This window comes from Sphingobacterium thalpophilum (assembly GCF_038396785.1).
GTDB classification, from domain to species: domain Bacteria; phylum Bacteroidota; class Bacteroidia; order Sphingobacteriales; family Sphingobacteriaceae; genus Sphingobacterium; species Sphingobacterium thalpophilum_A.
Genome location: NZ_CP151087.1, coordinates 477019 through 494335 on the forward strand (window position 1 = coordinate 477019; position 17317 = coordinate 494335).

General features: G+C 38.8%; 17 protein-coding genes. 12 read left to right on the forward strand and 5 right to left on the reverse strand.

Features of this window, described 5'->3' with window-relative positions:
* Positions 1-66: 66 nt before the first annotated feature.
* Complete coding sequence (locus AACH28_RS02215) at positions 67-2286, reverse strand: bifunctional (p)ppGpp synthetase/guanosine-3',5'-bis(diphosphate) 3'-pyrophosphohydrolase (protein WP_070564136.1); 2220 nt, start codon at positions 2284-2286, stop codon at positions 67-69.
* Positions 2287-2437: 151 nt separating this feature from the next.
* Here AACH28_RS02215 and AACH28_RS02220 point away from each other — a divergent pair, with 151 nt between their 5' ends.
* The 3 genes from AACH28_RS02220 to bshB1 all read left to right on the forward strand — a co-directional run bounded on the left by AACH28_RS02220 (position 2438) and on the right by bshB1 (position 4480).
* Positions 2438-3070, forward strand: a complete 633-nt coding sequence (locus AACH28_RS02220; RefSeq protein ID WP_070564139.1) for a DUF4294 domain-containing protein — start codon at positions 2438-2440, stop codon at positions 3068-3070.
* Between the two features lie 19 nt (positions 3071-3089).
* On the forward strand, positions 3090-3581 hold the full coding sequence (locus tag AACH28_RS02225; RefSeq protein ID WP_070564142.1) for a glutathione peroxidase: 492 nt from the start codon (positions 3090-3092) through the stop codon (positions 3579-3581).
* Between the two features lie 167 nt (positions 3582-3748).
* Positions 3749-4480: a bacillithiol biosynthesis deacetylase BshB1 gene (bshB1, locus tag AACH28_RS02230; RefSeq protein ID WP_046673378.1), complete on the forward strand. Its 732-nt coding sequence runs from the start codon at positions 3749-3751 to the stop codon at positions 4478-4480.
* Between the two features lie 286 nt (positions 4481-4766).
* On the opposite strand, the gene AACH28_RS02235 is transcribed toward bshB1, so the two are convergent.
* The 4 genes from AACH28_RS02235 to AACH28_RS02250 are packed head-to-tail and all read right to left on the reverse strand — an operon-like array spanning position 4767 to position 8247.
* Complete coding sequence (locus AACH28_RS02235) at positions 4767-5576, reverse strand: phosphate ABC transporter ATP-binding protein (RefSeq protein WP_046673379.1); 810 nt, start codon at positions 5574-5576, stop codon at positions 4767-4769.
* Complete coding sequence (locus AACH28_RS02240; RefSeq protein ID WP_046673380.1) at positions 5534-6385, reverse strand: PstA family ABC transporter permease; 852 nt, start codon at positions 6383-6385, stop codon at positions 5534-5536. Before AACH28_RS02240 ends, AACH28_RS02235 begins: the two co-directional genes overlap by 43 nt.
* Positions 6378-7274: a phosphate ABC transporter permease subunit PstC gene (pstC, locus tag AACH28_RS02245; RefSeq protein ID WP_286802054.1), complete on the reverse strand. Its 897-nt coding sequence runs from the start codon at positions 7272-7274 to the stop codon at positions 6378-6380. The genes AACH28_RS02240 and pstC overlap by 8 nt, the downstream gene beginning before the upstream one ends.
* Before the next feature lies 1 nt (position 7275).
* Positions 7276-8247 (reverse strand): PstS family phosphate ABC transporter substrate-binding protein, encoded by a 972-nt coding sequence (locus tag AACH28_RS02250; protein ID WP_341832119.1) that lies wholly within the window; start codon positions 8245-8247, stop codon positions 7276-7278.
* 145 nt (positions 8248-8392) lie between these two features.
* Here AACH28_RS02250 and AACH28_RS02255 point away from each other — a divergent pair, with 145 nt between their 5' ends.
* From AACH28_RS02255 to AACH28_RS02295, 9 genes are all read left to right on the forward strand, one after another.
* Complete coding sequence (locus AACH28_RS02255) at positions 8393-10498, forward strand: HEPN domain-containing protein (protein WP_341832120.1); 2106 nt, start codon at positions 8393-8395, stop codon at positions 10496-10498.
* Between the two features lie 12 nt (positions 10499-10510).
* The gene (cobA, locus tag AACH28_RS02260; RefSeq protein WP_286751882.1) at positions 10511-11269 is read left to right on the forward strand and encodes a uroporphyrinogen-III C-methyltransferase; all 759 of its coding nucleotides are present in this window, start codon (positions 10511-10513) and stop codon (positions 11267-11269) included.
* Positions 11270-11271: 2 nt separating this feature from the next.
* Complete coding sequence (locus AACH28_RS02265) at positions 11272-11850, forward strand: bifunctional precorrin-2 dehydrogenase/sirohydrochlorin ferrochelatase (protein ID WP_070564161.1); 579 nt, start codon at positions 11272-11274, stop codon at positions 11848-11850.
* Positions 11840-12541 (forward strand): phosphoadenylyl-sulfate reductase, encoded by a 702-nt coding sequence (locus tag AACH28_RS02270; protein WP_070564164.1) that lies wholly within the window; start codon positions 11840-11842, stop codon positions 12539-12541. The genes AACH28_RS02265 and AACH28_RS02270 overlap by 11 nt, the downstream gene beginning before the upstream one ends.
* Positions 12542-12595: 54 nt before the next feature.
* Entirely contained in the window at positions 12596-13486 is an 891-nt protein-coding gene (gene cysD / locus AACH28_RS02275) for a sulfate adenylyltransferase subunit CysD (protein WP_070564167.1), read from the forward strand.
* Between the two features lie 29 nt (positions 13487-13515).
* Positions 13516-14760: a GTP-binding protein gene (locus AACH28_RS02280; protein WP_341832121.1), complete on the forward strand. Its 1245-nt coding sequence runs from the start codon at positions 13516-13518 to the stop codon at positions 14758-14760.
* 524 nt (positions 14761-15284) lie between these two features.
* Positions 15285-16616, forward strand: a complete 1332-nt coding sequence (gdhA, locus tag AACH28_RS02285; protein ID WP_070564173.1) for an NADP-specific glutamate dehydrogenase — start codon at positions 15285-15287, stop codon at positions 16614-16616.
* Between the two features lie 102 nt (positions 16617-16718).
* Positions 16719-16964, forward strand: a complete 246-nt coding sequence (locus tag AACH28_RS02290; RefSeq protein WP_046673390.1) for a hypothetical protein — start codon at positions 16719-16721, stop codon at positions 16962-16964.
* 7 nt (positions 16965-16971) lie between these two features.
* Entirely contained in the window at positions 16972-17307 is a 336-nt protein-coding gene (locus AACH28_RS02295; RefSeq protein WP_231585243.1) for a hypothetical protein, read from the forward strand.
* The last annotated feature ends 10 nt before the right edge of the window (positions 17308-17317 follow it).

Below are 17317 nucleotides of genomic sequence, written 5' to 3' on the forward strand. Positions count from 1 at the left end.
TCCTCTATTAAAAATAGTGCTTAATAGTAGTCGCCTTAGCGTAATTTTCAATCCAACGGTTGGCTACTAATTTTCCGATTCATATCGATTGACACCTGTTATCCCCCTGACTTGCTTTAAATTTCTCATCAAACTTTCAAGCTGAGCAGTATCATTTACATACACCATAATATTACCATCAAAAATACCTTCGTTACTTGAAATTGATAAGGATCGAATATTAACAGCAAATTCTTGAGAAATAACAGTTGTAAGTTTATTTACTAATCCTACATCATCTATGCCAACGATATGTAAACCTGTCAAAAATGCAGAATCCTTTGTAGAAGCCCAGCGTGCTTTTAAAATTCTATAGCCATAATTTGCCATCAGCTTGGAGGCATTTGGACAGCTCGTACGGTGAATTTTTATACCATCATTAACTGTCAAAAAACCGAAGACATCATCACCAGGAATAGGATTACAACAGGGTGCTAAAGTATAATCAACCTTCTGCATATCATCGCCGATCAAGATCGTGTCGAATTCTTTCTTATTTATCTTTTCAACTAGCCCACCTATATGGGTATTAAATTGATTTCCTGATGAAGAACTTACATTAATTTCAACCGCTTTCTCATGCGCAACATATTCTCTCAGTTGCCTGATATCAACAATGCCCTTGGCAACATTATAGAAAAGGTCCTGCGAACTGGGATATTTTAAAAAGTTGGCAATTTTGTTAATATTATCCGTATTGTAAGTAACTTTTAGCGATTTCAACTTACGTTCCAAAATTTCTTTCCCATCTTCCGCTACTCTTCTCTTTTCTTCTTTTAGAGAAGATCTGATTTTGGATTTGGCTTTCGCAGTCACAACAAAATTCAACCAATCCTCTTTAGGTGACTGCTTGCTTGATGTAATAATCTCTACCTGATCTCCATTTTGCAAAATATGGCTTAAAGGAACAAGTTTGTGATTTACTTTGGCGCCAATACAACTTGCACCGATATCAGAGTGAATCTCAAAGGCAAAATCTAAAGCAGTGGCATTGTTGGGGAGTTGAATCAGTGTTCCTTTGGGGGTGAATATAAAAATCTCATCGGAGAAGAGATTCATCTTAAAATCATCCACAAAATCCATCGCATTCTGATCTGGACTGCTTAAGACGTCACGTACTTTTTTGATCCATTGATCCAAGCCAGAATCTGAATTTGATTCTTTGTACTTCCAATGTGCTGCAAATCCTTTTTCGGCAATTTCATTCATCCGTTTGGTTCGAATCTGAACTTCTACCCATTGCCCTTTAGGCCCCATCACCGTAGTGTGTAAGGACTCATAACCATTTCCTTTCGGAGAGGAGATCCAATCCCGAAGACGGTCGGGGTTAGGACGGTACAAATCAGTGACAATAGAATAAACTTTCCAACATTCTGTCTTTTCTTTCTCATCCACAGCATCTATTACAATACGTATAGCAAACAAATCATAAACCTCCTCAAAAGGAATCGATTTTTTTCGCATCTTATTCCAAATAGAATGGATTGATTTAGGTCGCCCAAATACGGACGCCTTAATACCCTGTTCCTCCAATATCTCTTTGATTGGACCAATAAAATCGCCTATAAATTTTTCACGCTCAGCTTTTTTCTCATTCAGTTTTCTAGCGATAAATTTATAGGTATCCGGATCAGTAAATTTCATCGAGAGATCTTCCAATTCGGATTTTATCGCATACAGCCCAAGACGATGTGCCAATGGCGCATAAAGGTAGCTTGTCTCTGAAGCAATTTTCAGCTGCTTATCCCTGGCCATAAATTCCATGGTGCGCATATTGTGGAGCCTATCTGCCAATTTAATGAGAATTACACGAACATCGTCGGCCAATGTGAGCAACATTTTCCTAAAGTTCTCCGCTTGCATAGAGCTGTTTGGATCGAAAATTCCTGAAATTTTGGTAAGCCCATCGATAATTCGGCGAACTTTCTTACCAAACATTTCTTCAATTTCATCCAGAGTAACATTGGTATCTTCAACTACATCATGGAGCAAGGCGCATACAATAGATGTCGTCCCTAAGCCAATCTCTTCAGCAGCAATTTGGGCAACAGCAATTGGGTGATAGATGTAAGGCTCCCCTGATTTACGTCGCATCTCTTTATGACTATCCAACGCCAAATCAAATGCCTTGCGGATCTCTTGCTTGTCCCCGCGTTGTAAAGTTGGTTTACAGGCGCGTAACAATGCTCGGTAACGTTTCCTTATCTCTTTGTTTTCTGCTTCAATATCAATCACATAATCTTTCATAAACGTTGCAGGTAAATGATGTTTTTTGAGTAAATTTGTGTAATTTAGTTATTGTATTCTTGAATACTAATTTTCAAGCTAACTATTTTGTAATAAATCTACCAAAATATTATAGCATTGACAAATTAAAAAGCGTTATATAATTGCCCAAATGAAGACGATATTATTTTGTTTGCTATTCCTCACAGCGACTCTGTCCGGATGGGCGCAGTCTCAATCACTCACTCTTCCTTTGTATGGAGAGGGGGCACAGGAGACCGTAAACAGTTATATGACAACAACCTTGGCAAACGGAGAGGTATTACCCTGGTTTCCGATTCCACAGGTCACTGTTGTGGCCAAAAGGACCTGGTCAAGTGAAGAAGCACGAAGAGAATATCTCCGCTTTAGAAGAAATGTCCTCAAGGTTCTTCCTTATGCAATCTATGCGCAAAAAAGATATGATCAACTTGACAGAGACCTAGCGCTGACTTCGGACAAGAAGGAACATAAAGCATTGGTTGAAAAATGTGAAAGTGACGTAAAACAGATGTTTGACCGAGAAATCAAAAATATGACTATTTCCCAAGGCAAAATACTCATTAAATTGATCGATCGTTATACAGGACATACCGGCTATGAAATGGTAAAGGAAATGAAGGGTGGGATTTCCGCTTTTTTTTATCAGGGAGTCGCGAAAATATTCGGTCACAACCTAAAGTCAACTTATGACCCAAAAGAAGACTTTGCCATTGAAAATATCATTAGGGAATTTGAGAAATCGAGACCCCAACCTGTCATGTGACCAATCAAACTAAAACCAGATGAAAACAGTATACGACTTTGACGCACTTCAGTTTAATGGTAAAAAAAAATCTCTCGCTGATTTTGAAGGTAAAGTTTTACTCATCGTCAATACTGCTAGTCAATGCCTCTTTACCAGACAATTTAAATCGCTCGAAAAACTCTACCAAAGATATAAAGACCAAGGTTTCGAAATCCTGGCATTTCCGGCAAATAATTTTCGTAACCAGGAACCATTAACCGGTGGTACGCTAGAGACATTCTGCCGGATCAATCAACAGGTGAGTTTCCCTATTTTTAAGCGTAGCCACGTTATCGGCGAATACACAACACCCTTATACAGTTTTCTTTCAAGCAAAGATCAGAATGGACATATTAACAGTAAACCTTCCTGGAATTTTCACAAATACCTGATAAACAAAAAAGGAGAGGTCATTGATTTCTATTATCCGACTACTTCGCCATTATCAAGTAAAATTTGCCGCAATATCGAGCGTCTTTTACAAGAGTAACCCATAAACTGCTTACCTTTGCCGCGGCTTTCACAACGTCAATTTAATCGTATATCGACTCAGGAACAATAGTATATTGAAGCTGTCTATAGCATCTCAGTAAAATTGTTCGTTGATTAAATGGAATGATTTGTCATTGAAGAGCCAAATAAAAAGAGAGATATCATATGTTAAAATTAGATCTACTTATCATTGCTGTACATCCTGATGATGCTGAATTAGGCGCAGGTGGAGTAATGGCAAAATATGTTGCTGAAGGAAAAAAGGTTGGAATTGTTGATTTGACTCAAGGCGAGCTTGGCACACGCGGCACAGCAGAAACCAGGGCTCAGGAAGCGAAAGATGCTGCCGAAATCCTAGGACTGGCCGCTAGAGAGAACCTGGGCTTAAGAGATGGTTTTTTTGAAAATGCCGAAAGAGAGAAAATGGCAGTAATAAGAGCTATCCGCAAATATCAACCCGAAATTATTATTACAAATGCCATCACAGACCGCCACCCGGACCATGGAAGAGCGGGGCAGATGGTCAGTGAAGCTTGCTTTCTTGCTGGCTTGAGAAGAGTGGAAACTTTTGATCAGGACAATGTTCCTCAGGAGGCCCACCGCCCCCGATTGGTACTGCAATTTGTACAGGATTATTATATAAAACCAGATGTTGTTATCGATATAACAGATTATTACCATGTTAAAGAAAAATCCGTTTTAGCCTATAAAACTCAATTTTACACAGGAGAAAACGTAAATCCTGATGAACCACAAACCTACATTTCCAATCCGGATTTCATGGAATCAACTGCTGCCAGAGCCCGAGAATTTGGACGATATATCCAAGCGAAATATGCTGAAGGATTTACTTCCAAGAAGATACTTGGCGTTGATGATTTATTCCACCTGAAGTAGGAAATAGAGTCTATCTGATACCATGATAAAATAAATGCGGGAGTATTCCTATTTTAAACCTGAATGCTCCCGCATAATTTCTTAAACGAAGTTACGGACTGATTTGATGGAAACAATATCGGTCATATGCTGATTTTGCTAATGTTTATCCCAACAAAGCAATCGTCTTCACAATTATAGGGAAGATATCCCACAGTAGAAATTAAGCCTTTGGCTTATTCTTTTTATCAGCCAATCCTTATTGCTTTCTCATAAACTTCATCCAGCGTAGATACTTCTTAACCTTCTAGGAAATAAATCCCTTTACATACTGTTTTGTGATTTCATTCTGCGGATTCAATAAAACCTGTTCCGTCGGTCCAAACTCAAGAATTTCTCCACCATAGACAAACAGAATATAGTCAGACACCCGTCTTGCCTGCCGTAAAATATGCGTTACCAATACGATGGTATAATCTTTCTTCAATTCAATTAGTAATTCCTCAATTTTAGCAGTTGAAAGCGGATCTAACGCTGATGTCGATTCATCTCCAAGTATAATCTCAGGTTCTACAGCCAAACCTCTTGCAAGACAAAGCCTTTGCTGCTGACCGATGGACAATCCGCTAGCGGAATGTCCGAGACGGTCCTTGACTTCGTCCCATAACGCCACATTTCGCAATTGCGTTTCCACAATTCTGTCCAACTCCTTTTTGCTTCGAGTACCATGTATGCGAGGACCGTAAGCCACATTATCATAGATCGACATTGGTAAAGGATAAGGTTTTTGGGATAAAAGTCCCATTTTCTTACGGATATGTGTTACTTCAGCATTTCTACCATAAATATCCTCACCATTAACAAGTACAGATCCCGTTATTTCAACCCCCTTGGTATCATCTACTAATCTATTGAGTGTCTTTAAAAGCGTCGTCTTTCCGCAACCTGAAGGACCAATAATCGAAGTTACACTATTGTTAGGAAGGGCGAGATTAATATTTTTAAGTATATGTCGGCCGTCAATATAGACATTAAGATCCTTGATTTCAATGTGGGGATTGCTCAAAGGACTTATTATCGACGATTTTTTTGTTTCGATTGAAGGATATGAGTGCATACTACAATAATTAAAATAATGATTGTTAAAACTAAAGCTGAAGCATAAGCGCGCCCCTGAACTTCAGGAATAGGACTACTTAGCTGAAAAAAAATGGACAATGGCAACGTTGCCGCTGGTTCATCAATATATTTTGGAAGATTGTCACTAAAACCTGTTGTCAATAAAACGCCCGCAACATCACCAATAGCACGCCCAAAAGCAAGCAAAATCGCGGTAAGAAGCCCTGATCGGATGCTTCTTAGCATGACCTTAGCCAATTCCCAGCGTGTGGTCCCAAGGGAAAGAGTGACATTCTTTAAATCGTCAGGAATTGTTTTTATCAATTCATCAACCGTGCGAACCACAATTGGAATGGTTAACAGTGTCACTGTAATAATTCCCCCCAATAACGAAGCTCGAATACCTAAATAAACCATAATACCAAAACCAACCGCTCCATAAACAATAGAAGGAACACCATACAAGACATCAAACAACAATTTAGCAAGCTGTGTCACTTTTGATTTCGCCCCCAAATAAACGTTAAGGTACAACGAAATCGGAATACCTATAATTGCGGACAAGGCTGTCGCTACACCTGCTAGATAGAGGGAGCCCAAGATTGCGTTCAAAATCCCACCTTCCTTTCCAATATAAAATCCACCTTTTGGCAACTGGCTAACCATCTCCCAACTGAGATAAGGAAGCCCTTTATACAAGATGGTTCCTACGATAAAAAACAAGGAAGCAGTCACGGTTATCCCAGAGAGATGCATAAAACCTTTCGCTACTTTTTCACTCAATAACCGTCTTTTCGTATTATCCATGCTGAGCTCCTTCCAGTCGTCTCAATATAAGACGAGATATTAAATTAAAAACAAATATGATCACAAACAGCAACAACGCAGAGAACATTAACGCAGATTCATAAAGTGGAATTGACATCATTTCCCCGAAATTATTGGCTATTAATGCTGGAATTGGGTATCCGGCATCAAATACCGAAGTAGGGACTTTTGCAACGTTGCCACAGACCATCAACACCGCTATTGTTTCACCAAATGCCCTCGATGTTGACAAAACAATTGCAGCAACAATGCCAGGTCTAGCCTTCTTCAGAATAACATGCTTAATGGTATCCCATTTTGTTGCACCTAAAGATAGCGAAGCCGCTTTTAGCTCATAAGGTATCGTTTGCAGCACCTCCACCATAATGGAAATCATAATGGGAAAGATCATCACTGCCAATACAATTCCACCGGCAAGCACTGAATAACCCGATGTAACAACCCCAAAGATGGGAGCGATATACAGCTGAATTAAAGGTACAATAAACAATACCCCCCAAACACCATACAGAACCGGCGGTATCGCTGCTAAAATATTGACCAACGGAAACATCATATTTTTTAAGGCATCCGAAGCATATTCAGTCAAATAAACCGCAGTCAGTATACAAAGCGGAATCGCAATAATAAGAGAAATCAAGGTAACAGCAAGCGTACCTGCAATAAAAGGCAAAAAGCCAAACGATCCTTTCATTGGTGACCAAACCTTGTCGGTCAACAGTTGAAAGATATTACTGTATTCAAATAACGGAATCGATTTTATAGTTAAACCAATCGCAATAATCACCACAACTGAAAGTGAAATCAGTAGCAGGAGCAAGGTGGATCGCTTGACCAGAGAATCTTTAACGAGACGAGTATTTAGCATGCTATAACTTATTAAGTTCTTCTTTTATCAATGTTTCATTTAGTGGGACATAACCATTCTCAAGGAGTTGCGATTGCGCCTGTTTTTGAAGCACAAAAGAAATAAATTCTTTCAAGAGAAGGGATTCGGTCTTATTGCGCGTTACAAAAGTTAGTTCTCTTGAGGGGGGAGCTGGGTATTTTCCTGTAGCGACGGCCTCTGTCAAATTAGATAGAGTGCCATAAAACTGCTCATCATCCTCAATGTGCCCATTTTTATTGAGATCCAAAGGAACAACCGCAATACGATCAAACACGTTATTGGTTTTCAGATTATAGACGTAGTTAATGTTATTGAATCCAATCCCGTGAGTATCATCTTTAATGGCCTGAGCAATCCCAGGGTCACCAAAAATGCCAATACCTTGCAGATCCTCCTGCTTATGACCAAAAAATTTAGCCCATGTTTCAGCTGCTCCGGCAGCATCCGAACGTACATAAACGTTGATAGGATCCGCCGTAAACTGAGGATCAATTTCTTTCCAGGTCTTAAACTTTCTATTTACAAAAATATTCAGCAATTCTTCGCGGCTCAGACCACGCTTCAAAATAGCGGAATAATTAGGGTTACCGGGATTAATCGTACAGATAACAGCGTCTTTAGCAACAATAACTGGAACAGCCCCTTTTTTTATTTCCTGCTCGTGTAGGTCTCTCGACACCATTCCAATATCAACCATACCTGTCAGAACATCGGCGATTCCTTTTCCAGCACCTCCCGCTGAAATATTGAAACGAACATTAGGGTGTATTTTTTTAAAATCTTCACTCCAAACTACAGCTAAAGGATAAAGGGCAAAGGCACCGGACAAAGAAATATTACCTTCAAAACCATGTTCCTTACTATAACCATTTTTGACTTTTCGCGCACAGGAAGTCATTTTAAATACGATTACATAGCTTAAAATCAAGATTATAAAAAACTTTCTCATCATTACACCTAAAAGTCTACAGGTTTTATATATTAAATTTTATAGGGCAAATATATATTAATTTGGTAGATATTATAGAATATTAAAAAAATATTTTTACATTTGACATCGAGAAAAGAATACTAAATCAATAGATTTTATTTGTTATATGCAAAGCTTCCGCACAGAATTAGAAAATCCTATCGTGGAGAAGGAAATTATCGAACTTGAAAAAAAGATTCGATTGTTCCACGAGGGCAAAATTGCCGACGAAAAATTTAGATCGTTGCGTTTGGCTAGGGGGGTATATGGACAAAGACAACCTGGAGTTCAAATGGTTCGTATAAAGCTTCCGTTTGGAAAGGTTACGTTTAAGCAATTGAACAAAATTGCAGCAATATCAGACGAATACGCAAGCCGTAATCTGCACCTGACCACACGTCAAGATATACAGATTCATTACGTTAGTCTTGACCGTACACCAGAACTTTGGTCCAAATTGGCTGAAGACGATATTACATTACGCGAAGCTTGTGGAAATACAGTCCGTAATGTCACCGCTTCTCCAAGTTCGGGAATCGATCCAAAGGAGCCATTTGATGTTTCGCCATATGCTCAGGCGACCTTTGAATATTTTTTGCGCAATCCAGTATGTGCGGAAATGGGACGAAAATTCAAAATGTCATTTTCTGCCAGTGATGAAGACACTGCGTTTTCCTATATTCATGACCTTGGTTTTATTCCAAAACTAAAAATTGTTGATGGTGTGGAAGTTCGTGGTTTTAAAGTGTTATTGGGTGGGGGATTGGGATCTCAGCCTTTCTTAGCATCAGTGACAAGCGAGTTTTTACCAGAAGATGAATTGATCCCTTATATCGAAGCGACACTTCGTGTCTTTGATCGTTATGGTGAAAGAAATAACCGAAATAAAGCTCGATTCAAATACCTTATTCAGAAACTAGGGTTAGAGGAAGTGCTAAGTTTAATTGAAGCCGAGAAAATCGCCACGAAGGTGAAAAGCTATCCGATCGACCGAACCAAAATCGAACAGCCAATACCACCGGACGACAATCAGCTATCAACGATTAACCTAGATAGTGATCTAAATTATCAAGTTTGGAAGGGCACCAATACATTCGAACAAAAACAAAAAGGATATTACGGTGTCTATGTGCGGGTATCCACCGGTGATATAGGTACAGATAAAGCACGCGCGTTGGTCGCAGGTTTGAAGGATTTGGTCGCGGACGATATCCGTATCACACAAAACCAAAGCCTACTGCTAAAATACGCAACAGAGAAGTCACTGCCACATATTTATCAACTACTTAAATCGTTGGATCTAGCGCAGGTAGGTTTTGGTAGTACTGCTGATGTAACAACTTGCCCTGGTACGGATACCTGTAATCTAGGCATTTCAAACAGTACTGAAATGGCGCGGGTTATCGAATCTTATATCGCCGAATTTCATCAGGATTTTGTCTTTAATCGGGATTTAAAAATCAAAATTTCGGGTTGTATGAATTCTTGTGGCCAACATGGTCTGGCACATATCGGCTTTCATGGTAGCTCGGTTAAAGCGGAGGGCAAAGTGGTCCCTGCAGCCCAAGTTATGCTTGGTGGCGGGACAATTGGTAATGGTGAAGGACGTGTTGCCGAGCGTATTATTAAAGTGCCGACAAAAAGAGTCTTGCATGTTGTAGAATGGGTGCTGAATGATTATAAAAAAAATGCGGAAGCAAATGAAAACTTCCATGCTTACTACGACAGACAAAGTAAAAATTACTTTTATAATCTTTTAAAGCCTCTATCGGATTTGACCAATCTTGCTGAGGACGAATTTGTCGACTGGGGACATGAAGGAACTTTCCAAACGGCAATCGGAGTTGGCGAGTGTGCAGGCGTGGTGATTGACTTGGTTGCTACGTTGATCTATGAGGCGGAAGAGAAATTACAATGGGCAAATGAAACATTTCGGGAATCCAAATTCTCGGATGCGATTTATCATGCTTATAATGCCTTTGTACAAGCAGCAAAAGCCCTACTATTGGATAAAGGGATTAGCGCCAGCACGCAAAATATTGTAATCAACGAATTCCAAACACATTTCGTGGAAACAGGTGAATATAATTTTGAACAAACGTTTCCAGAATTAGTTCTACAGATTAGTAAAAATGAACCAACGGAGCATTTTGCAATCAACTACCTTCAGGAAGCAACGAAGTTTATCAATGAAGTCTATCAACGGAAAAATTTAAAACCAGTATTGGTATAGGAGGGAATAGGTATGTCAATAAAAGCAAAAGTAACATTGGTAGGAGCAGGCCCTGGTGATCCGGATCTGATCAGCCTAAAAGGCATCAAAGCAATAGAAAAAGCAGATGTCATTTTATACGACGCCTTGGTGAATGATGAACTACTGGATTATGCACAGGCTGAATGCATCAAAATATATGTTGGAAAACGAGCCGAACAACTCTCTACTTCACAGGATGAAATCAATCGCCTTTTGGTGGATTATGCCTTAAACTATGGCCATGTTGTACGTCTAAAAGGTGGTGATCCCTTTGTTTTTGGCCGTGGTGGCGAAGAAATTGACTACGTACAGCAATATGGTATTGAAACTACCGTTGTGCCAGGTATTTCCTCCGCAATTGGACTTACCGGACTACAGCAACTTCCATTAACTTACCGGGGAATCAGTGAGAGCTTTTGGGTCATCACAGGCTCCAAATCGGACGGTTCACTTTCAACAGATCTTTATCTGGCGGCAGAATCCAAGGCCACTGTCGTTGTCTTGATGGGATACGGAAAATTGGCAGAGATCGTGGAAATCTACCGCCAAAGAAATCTTCATAATTTACCAATAGCCTTGATTCAAAATGGTTCATTGCCTAATGAAAAAGTTGTACTAGGTACTATCGATAATATTCTTGACGAATCAACAGAGAAAAGGGTCGGTGTCCCAGCGATTATTGTAATCGGCGAGGTCGTTGCCAAGCATCGTTCATTCCAACACATTAAAGAAAAAGCTTTAGCTTTATAGATATGAACCAGCTATTTCCAATATTCGTCAAATTGAATCAAATTGACACCTTACTTGTTGGAGGCGGGAAAGTTGCATTGGAAAAATTTCAAGCTTTAATTTCCAATGATGAGGGATTAAAACTGACCATTGTGACTCGGGAAATCATCCCGGAATTTAAGGAGCTATTACAAAATTACACACAAATTCAGCTCCACATGCGTCCGTTTAGACCAGACGACCTTACGGACAAACAACTTGTTATTGCAGCAACCAATAACATGGAGCTCAACGAGCAGCTGCGTAATTTAACAGGGCAAAATAACATACTGTTTAATGCCGCGGACAAACCCGAATTATGCGACTTCTACCTGGGGTCCATCGTAAAGAAAGGCGACTTGAAAATAGCTATTTCCACCAATGGCAAATCACCGACGATTGCCAAAAGGGTGAAGGAACTATTAAATGACTTGTTACCTGAGGAAATTGACGAAACACTATCACTCATGAGTGCTTATCGAGAGCAGCTTCGAGGAGATTTTGAATACAAAGTAAAGCAGTTGAACGAGCATACCAAAAATATATTACGTTATGAACGTTAAGGAAATTAAAGAAATTATTGGCGAAAAAAAAGGAGTGGAGCTCTTACAAACAATAGCCTCACTATTTCCTAATGAGGTAGTTTTTTCAACCTCTTTCGGTATTGAGGATCAAGTAATCACGGAATGGATCGGTAAAAATAATATTAATATCGACATATTCACACTGGATACTGGAAGACTGTTCAAAGAAACCTATTCCCTGTGGAGCCGCACCTTGGAGCGTTATCAGTTGCGTATTAAGACATATACTGCGGATACAACATTGTTGGAAGATTTTATCAGCAGAAAAGGTCCAAACTCCTTTTATGAGTCGGTTGAGAATCGGAAGGAATGTTGTAGGATAAGGAAAATTGAACCTTTACAACGCGCGATTAAAGGGAAAAAAATTTGGGTAACGGGCATCCGATCAGATCAATCCATCAATCGCCACGACATGGACTTTATCGAATACGATGAAACGAACCAAATCATCAAAATCCATCCTTTATTTGACTGGACTTTTGAGGAAGTTAAAAATTATTGTAAAGAGCAATATATCCCGTACAATGTGCTACACGACAAGGGTTTCCCAAGTATCGGTTGTCAACCTTGTACAAGAGCAATACAAGAAGGAGAGGACTTCCGCGCTGGTAGATGGTGGTGGGAAGATCAAAGTAAAAAAGAATGTGGTTTGCACGCCGTTAAATCATAAAATAGCGAAGTAGAAACCCAAATTCATTAAAATCAAATTTTATTATTTCAGAGAATGGACTATTTAGATCATTTAGAAGCGGAAGCAATATATATTTTAAGGGAGGTAGCCGGACAATTTGAAAAACCAGCGCTATTATTCTCTGGTGGTAAGGACTCCATTACACTTGTTCACCTAGCAAAAAAAGCATTTAGACCTGGTAAATTTCCTTTTCCACTAGTTCATATTGACACTGGTCACAATTTTCCCGAGACAATTACGTTCAGGGATTCATTGATTGAAGACATAGGAGAAAAACTTATCGTTGGTTATGTTCAAGACAGCATTGATCAAGGAAAAGTCGTTGAGCAAAAAGGAAAAAATGCAAGTCGGAACGCCTTGCAAACAGTTACCTTACTCGATACAATCGCAAAACATGGTTTTGATGCCTGTATCGGTGGCGCACGTCGGGACGAAGAAAAAGCGCGTGCTAAGGAAAGAATCTTCTCCGTGCGTGATGAATTTGGACAATGGGATCCGAAACGCCAAAGACCTGAGCTGTGGAGCATCTTTAATGGCAAAATAAACAAAGGCGAAAATGTACGGGTGTTTCCTATTTCAAACTGGACCGAGCTCGATGTTTGGAACTATATTAAACGTGAACAGATTGCATTGCCATCGATTTATTTCAGCCATGAACGGGATGTTATTACCCGCAATGGGCAACTGATGGCTGCTGCCTCATTCTTAAATATCGATGCAGATGATATCATAGAACGCAAATCTGTACGTTTCAGAACTGTAGGCGACATGACTTGTACAGCAGCTGTAGATTCAACAGCAACGGAGTTAGATGATATTATCGCCGAAATCAAGGCCTCAACGGTAAGTGAACGTGGCGCTAGAATGGACGATAAGGTATCGGAAGCAGCCATGGAAGAACGTAAAAAACAAGGATACTTTTAATTCAAATCAAATACCTGATATTGACAACAATGAATATATTGAAATTTATAACGGCCGGTTCTGTAGATGATGGTAAAAGTACCTTGATTGGCCGATTACTATATGATACAAACTCCATTTTGGACGACCAATTGGAAGCTATACAGCGTGCCAACCGGAAAAATGACGATGGGACGGTAGACTTGGCCATATTGACTGATGGACTTAAAGCTGAACGTGAACAAGGCATAACAATTGATGTAGCCTATAAATATTTCCAGACTGAACACCGAAAATATATTATAGCCGATGCTCCAGGACATATCCAATACACCAGAAACATGGTAACTGGAGCTTCCAATTCAGATCTCATAATCATTCTGGTTGATGCACGCAAAGGCGTAATAGAGCAAACAAAACGTCATTCTTTCATAGCCAAATTATTGGCCATGAAACAAGTCTTGGTCTGCATAAACAAGATGGATATGGTCGATTATAGCGCTTCTGTTTTCGAACAGATCAAGGCTGATTATTTAACTTTAGCTAACAATCTCGGACTTAAGGATATTGATTTCATACCTGTTTCAGCCTTAAAAGGAGACAATATTGTCCATAAGTCAGAAAGAATGAGCTGGTATGCAGGCGAATCTTTATTGGATTACCTGGAAAATGTAGAAATTCACGAACAGGAAGTAGCCAGTTGGAGGTTTCCCGTCCAATGGGTTGTAAGACCACAAACCGATGATTTACACGACTATAGAGGCTATGCAGGCCGAGTACTAGGAGAGGGGCTGACGGTTGGTGACCAGGTTATTGTTTATCCAGCAGAAACATATAGCACAATTCAAGCGATTGAATTAAACGGGCAACAACTTCAACGGGCTGAAAACGGACAATCTGTCATTGTACACCTCAGTGACGATGTCGACATTAGTCGCGGCGATACCATTGCAAGTGTAGAACAGCCGCCAAAGTTTGAGCGCAATATTCAAGCAAACTTATGTTGGTTCGACAATAAGCCTTTGGATACTTCGCAAGTTTATCTTGTCCAAAGCCACAGTAAATTAACCAAGGTTAAGATTGTAGATGTGTTATACAAATTTGATATCAATACACAGGAAAAAATATATAATGATCCAATCAAACTAAATGATATTGGTCGAATAGCCATTAAGTCCGCTGAGAATCTAGTATTTGATCTACAGCAGGAAAATCCGGCAAATTCTCAAGCGATTGTTATTGATCCACGGACAAATCTAACCGTTGGTGCTTTAATGATTCAGGCAATCGATTAATATTTTTTTAAACGTAAATATTCAACCTAAATATTATTCAAGGAACTCAGGCATTGTTTGGGTTCCTTTTTTTTATGAAGTTGAACTTATACACCACAGAATCTATTTTAAAGAACCAAGCTTAAAGATCAACTGTATAGAGAGGGCACACTCGGATATTTACTATTTAACATAATATAAATTATAATCACCAAATATATAAAGAAAATAGGGGTCATCTACATTTATCAAATAGTCAGAAAAAAGAGCTAAACATTAAATATTCATCAATTGTAATGAGTATTCATAGCTATTTTATCAAAAACGAAAATGATTCTATCTTTTAGATTTAGTTTCGAATAAAATACTGTTAAATGGTCATTATGCCTTCATTTCGCTATTGATTAGTCTGTTTGAAATAATTTTAAAAAATATGAAATTTCATTAAAAAAGACCAATAATTGTAAATAATTAACAAATATTGGTTTTTTATTAAAAATTATATAAATTAGTGCCAGCCAAAGGGAAATTTTACTAATTAAAACATGTCAAAAAACTTTAACGAGTTCATTTCAATCGTTGAGAAACGCAATCCAAATGAACCAGAATTCTTACAAGCTGTAAAAGAAGTTACTGAGGATTTATTTCCTTATATTACTGAAAATCATCCTGAATTTTTCGACCAAAAAATTCTCGAAAGACTTACTGAACCTGAACGTATTATATCTTTTCGCGTAACTTGGTTGGATGATAATCACCAAGTACAGGTAAATCGTGGTTATCGTGTTCAAATGAACAGTTCAATCGGTCCATATAAAGGTGGCCTTCGCTTCGCTCCTTCTGTCAACCAAAGTATTTTAAAATTCCTCGCTTTTGAACAAGTATTTAAAAATAGCTTAACAGGACTACCAATTGGTGGTGGTAAAGGAGGTTCTGATTTTGACCCTAAAGGTAAATCAGATAATGAAATTATGCGTTTTTGTCAAAGCTTTATGACAGAACTTTATCGTCATATTGGCGCAGATACAGATGTTCCTGCAGGAGATATCGGAGTTGGGGGACGCGAAATAGGCTTTTTATTCGGTCAATTTAAACGACTTCAAAACAATTTTACAGGGGTTCTAACGGGCAAAGGTGAATTATGGGGTGGATCATATATTCGTCCTGAAGCTACCGGCTATGGGCTCCTATATTTTGTTGACTGCATATTCAGATATCAAGGAAAATCTTTACAAGGTAAAGTAGCTACAGTATCTGGTGCTGGCAACGTAGCCTTTTACGCTGTTGAAAAGGCTGTTCAACTTGGCGCCAAAGTAATTACTGTATCAAATAGCTTGGGCACACTTTACGATCCTGATGGTTTTAATGCTGAAAAAATGGCATTTGGGGCTACTTTGGGAAGAAACCTCGATCAATATCCTGCTCGCTATCCAAACGCCAAATTCTTACCTGGTCAAAAGCCATGGCAATTTAAATGTGATATCGCTCTGCCATGTGCAACACAAAATGAATTAGAAGAATCGGATGCTAAAGCGCTTGTAGCAAATGGTTGTATCTGCGTAGCTGAGGGTGCAAATATGCCTTCTACTGCAGAAGCTATTAAAGTTTTTCTAGATGCAAAAATCAGTTTTGCACCTGGCAAAGCTGCGAATGCTGGTGGTGTTGCTGTCAGCGGCTTGGAAATGTCTCAAAACTCAATCCGTACACAATGGTGTACAGAAGAAGTTGACAATCGCTTAAAAACCATTATGGAAAGCATTCACGAAACTTGCTTGAAATATGGCCAAGACAGTGGATTCGTTAATTATCTGAAAGGTGCCAATATTGGTGGTTTTATAAAAGTCGCTAACGCGATGAAAGCACAAGGTATCGTATAACACGCCTTTTTCTAATCATATCATAATCCTGAGCGCTCAAATGCATTGCATTTGGGCGTTTTTTTATACTTTTATGCTAATTTTAAAAAACACAAAATTTAAATGAGATTAATAGCTGAACTCCCCCATCCCGATTGCAAGATTTCAATCTTTGGTATGAATCAAAAATTCATTATTAAATTTGAACAAGGAAACTTAGAACAATCTTATAAAATTGCAGAAATGGATATAATTGGAGGTGTAAATGGGGTCTTTGATTTACTTGACGAAGAATTTCTGAAGAGTGTGATCGATCAATTCGCATTGATGCGCCAATCTTTTAATAGTGCTTATAGTAGATACGAATAAAAAATCCATGCTGAACTATATATATTTTGTGGCATTTTGGGCCTGTCAAATTATTTCATCTATCCTGTTTAAACTTGGCGGGATACATCCAAAGTATAAATGGACAACTTTAATTATAGGAAACATTATTCTTTTATCAGCAAGTTGGTTTCTTGTGCAGTTATTTAAGAACGTCTCTCAACCTATCGTAATAGCCTTATGTTCTGGTGGCACATTTCTGACTGTCCAATTGGCGATGGCGCTATATTTTAAAAGTTCATTGAGCTGGCAGCAGGTACTGGGTATGTTTGTCATCATTTCAGGTATGGTTTTGATTACTTTCGGAGGTAAAGAAACGACTTAAGCTACAATGA

Coding starts and splice junctions, on each gene's coding strand:
- AACH28_RS02240 (WP_046673380.1), bottom strand. CDS start 6,385: ATGGATAATACGAAAAGACGGTTATTGAGTGAAAAAGTAGCGAAAGGT.
- AACH28_RS02215 (WP_070564136.1), bottom strand. CDS start 2,286: ATGAAAGATTATGTGATTGATATTGAAGCAGAAAACAAAGAGATAAGG.
- AACH28_RS02265 (WP_070564161.1), top strand. CDS start 11,272: ATGAACCAGCTATTTCCAATATTCGTCAAATTGAATCAAATTGACACC.
- AACH28_RS02225 (WP_070564142.1), top strand. CDS start 3,090: ATGAAAACAGTATACGACTTTGACGCACTTCAGTTTAATGGTAAAAAA.
- AACH28_RS02235 (WP_046673379.1), bottom strand. CDS start 5,576: ATGCACTCATATCCTTCAATCGAAACAAAAAAATCGTCGATAATAAGT.
- AACH28_RS02255 (WP_341832120.1), top strand. CDS start 8,393: ATGCAAAGCTTCCGCACAGAATTAGAAAATCCTATCGTGGAGAAGGAA.
- cysD (WP_070564167.1), top strand. CDS start 12,596: ATGGACTATTTAGATCATTTAGAAGCGGAAGCAATATATATTTTAAGG.
- AACH28_RS02270 (WP_070564164.1), top strand. CDS start 11,840: ATGAACGTTAAGGAAATTAAAGAAATTATTGGCGAAAAAAAAGGAGTG.
- bshB1 (WP_046673378.1), top strand. CDS start 3,749: ATGTTAAAATTAGATCTACTTATCATTGCTGTACATCCTGATGATGCT.
- AACH28_RS02290 (WP_046673390.1), top strand. CDS start 16,719: ATGAGATTAATAGCTGAACTCCCCCATCCCGATTGCAAGATTTCAATC.
- AACH28_RS02280 (WP_341832121.1), top strand. CDS start 13,516: ATGAATATATTGAAATTTATAACGGCCGGTTCTGTAGATGATGGTAAA.
- cobA (WP_286751882.1), top strand. CDS start 10,511: ATGTCAATAAAAGCAAAAGTAACATTGGTAGGAGCAGGCCCTGGTGAT.
- AACH28_RS02220 (WP_070564139.1), top strand. CDS start 2,438: ATGAAGACGATATTATTTTGTTTGCTATTCCTCACAGCGACTCTGTCC.
- AACH28_RS02250 (WP_341832119.1), bottom strand. CDS start 8,247: ATGATGAGAAAGTTTTTTATAATCTTGATTTTAAGCTATGTAATCGTA.
- pstC (WP_286802054.1), bottom strand. CDS start 7,274: ATGCTAAATACTCGTCTCGTTAAAGATTCTCTGGTCAAGCGATCCACC.
- gdhA (WP_070564173.1), top strand. CDS start 15,285: ATGTCAAAAAACTTTAACGAGTTCATTTCAATCGTTGAGAAACGCAAT.
- AACH28_RS02295 (WP_231585243.1), top strand. CDS start 16,972: ATGCTGAACTATATATATTTTGTGGCATTTTGGGCCTGTCAAATTATT.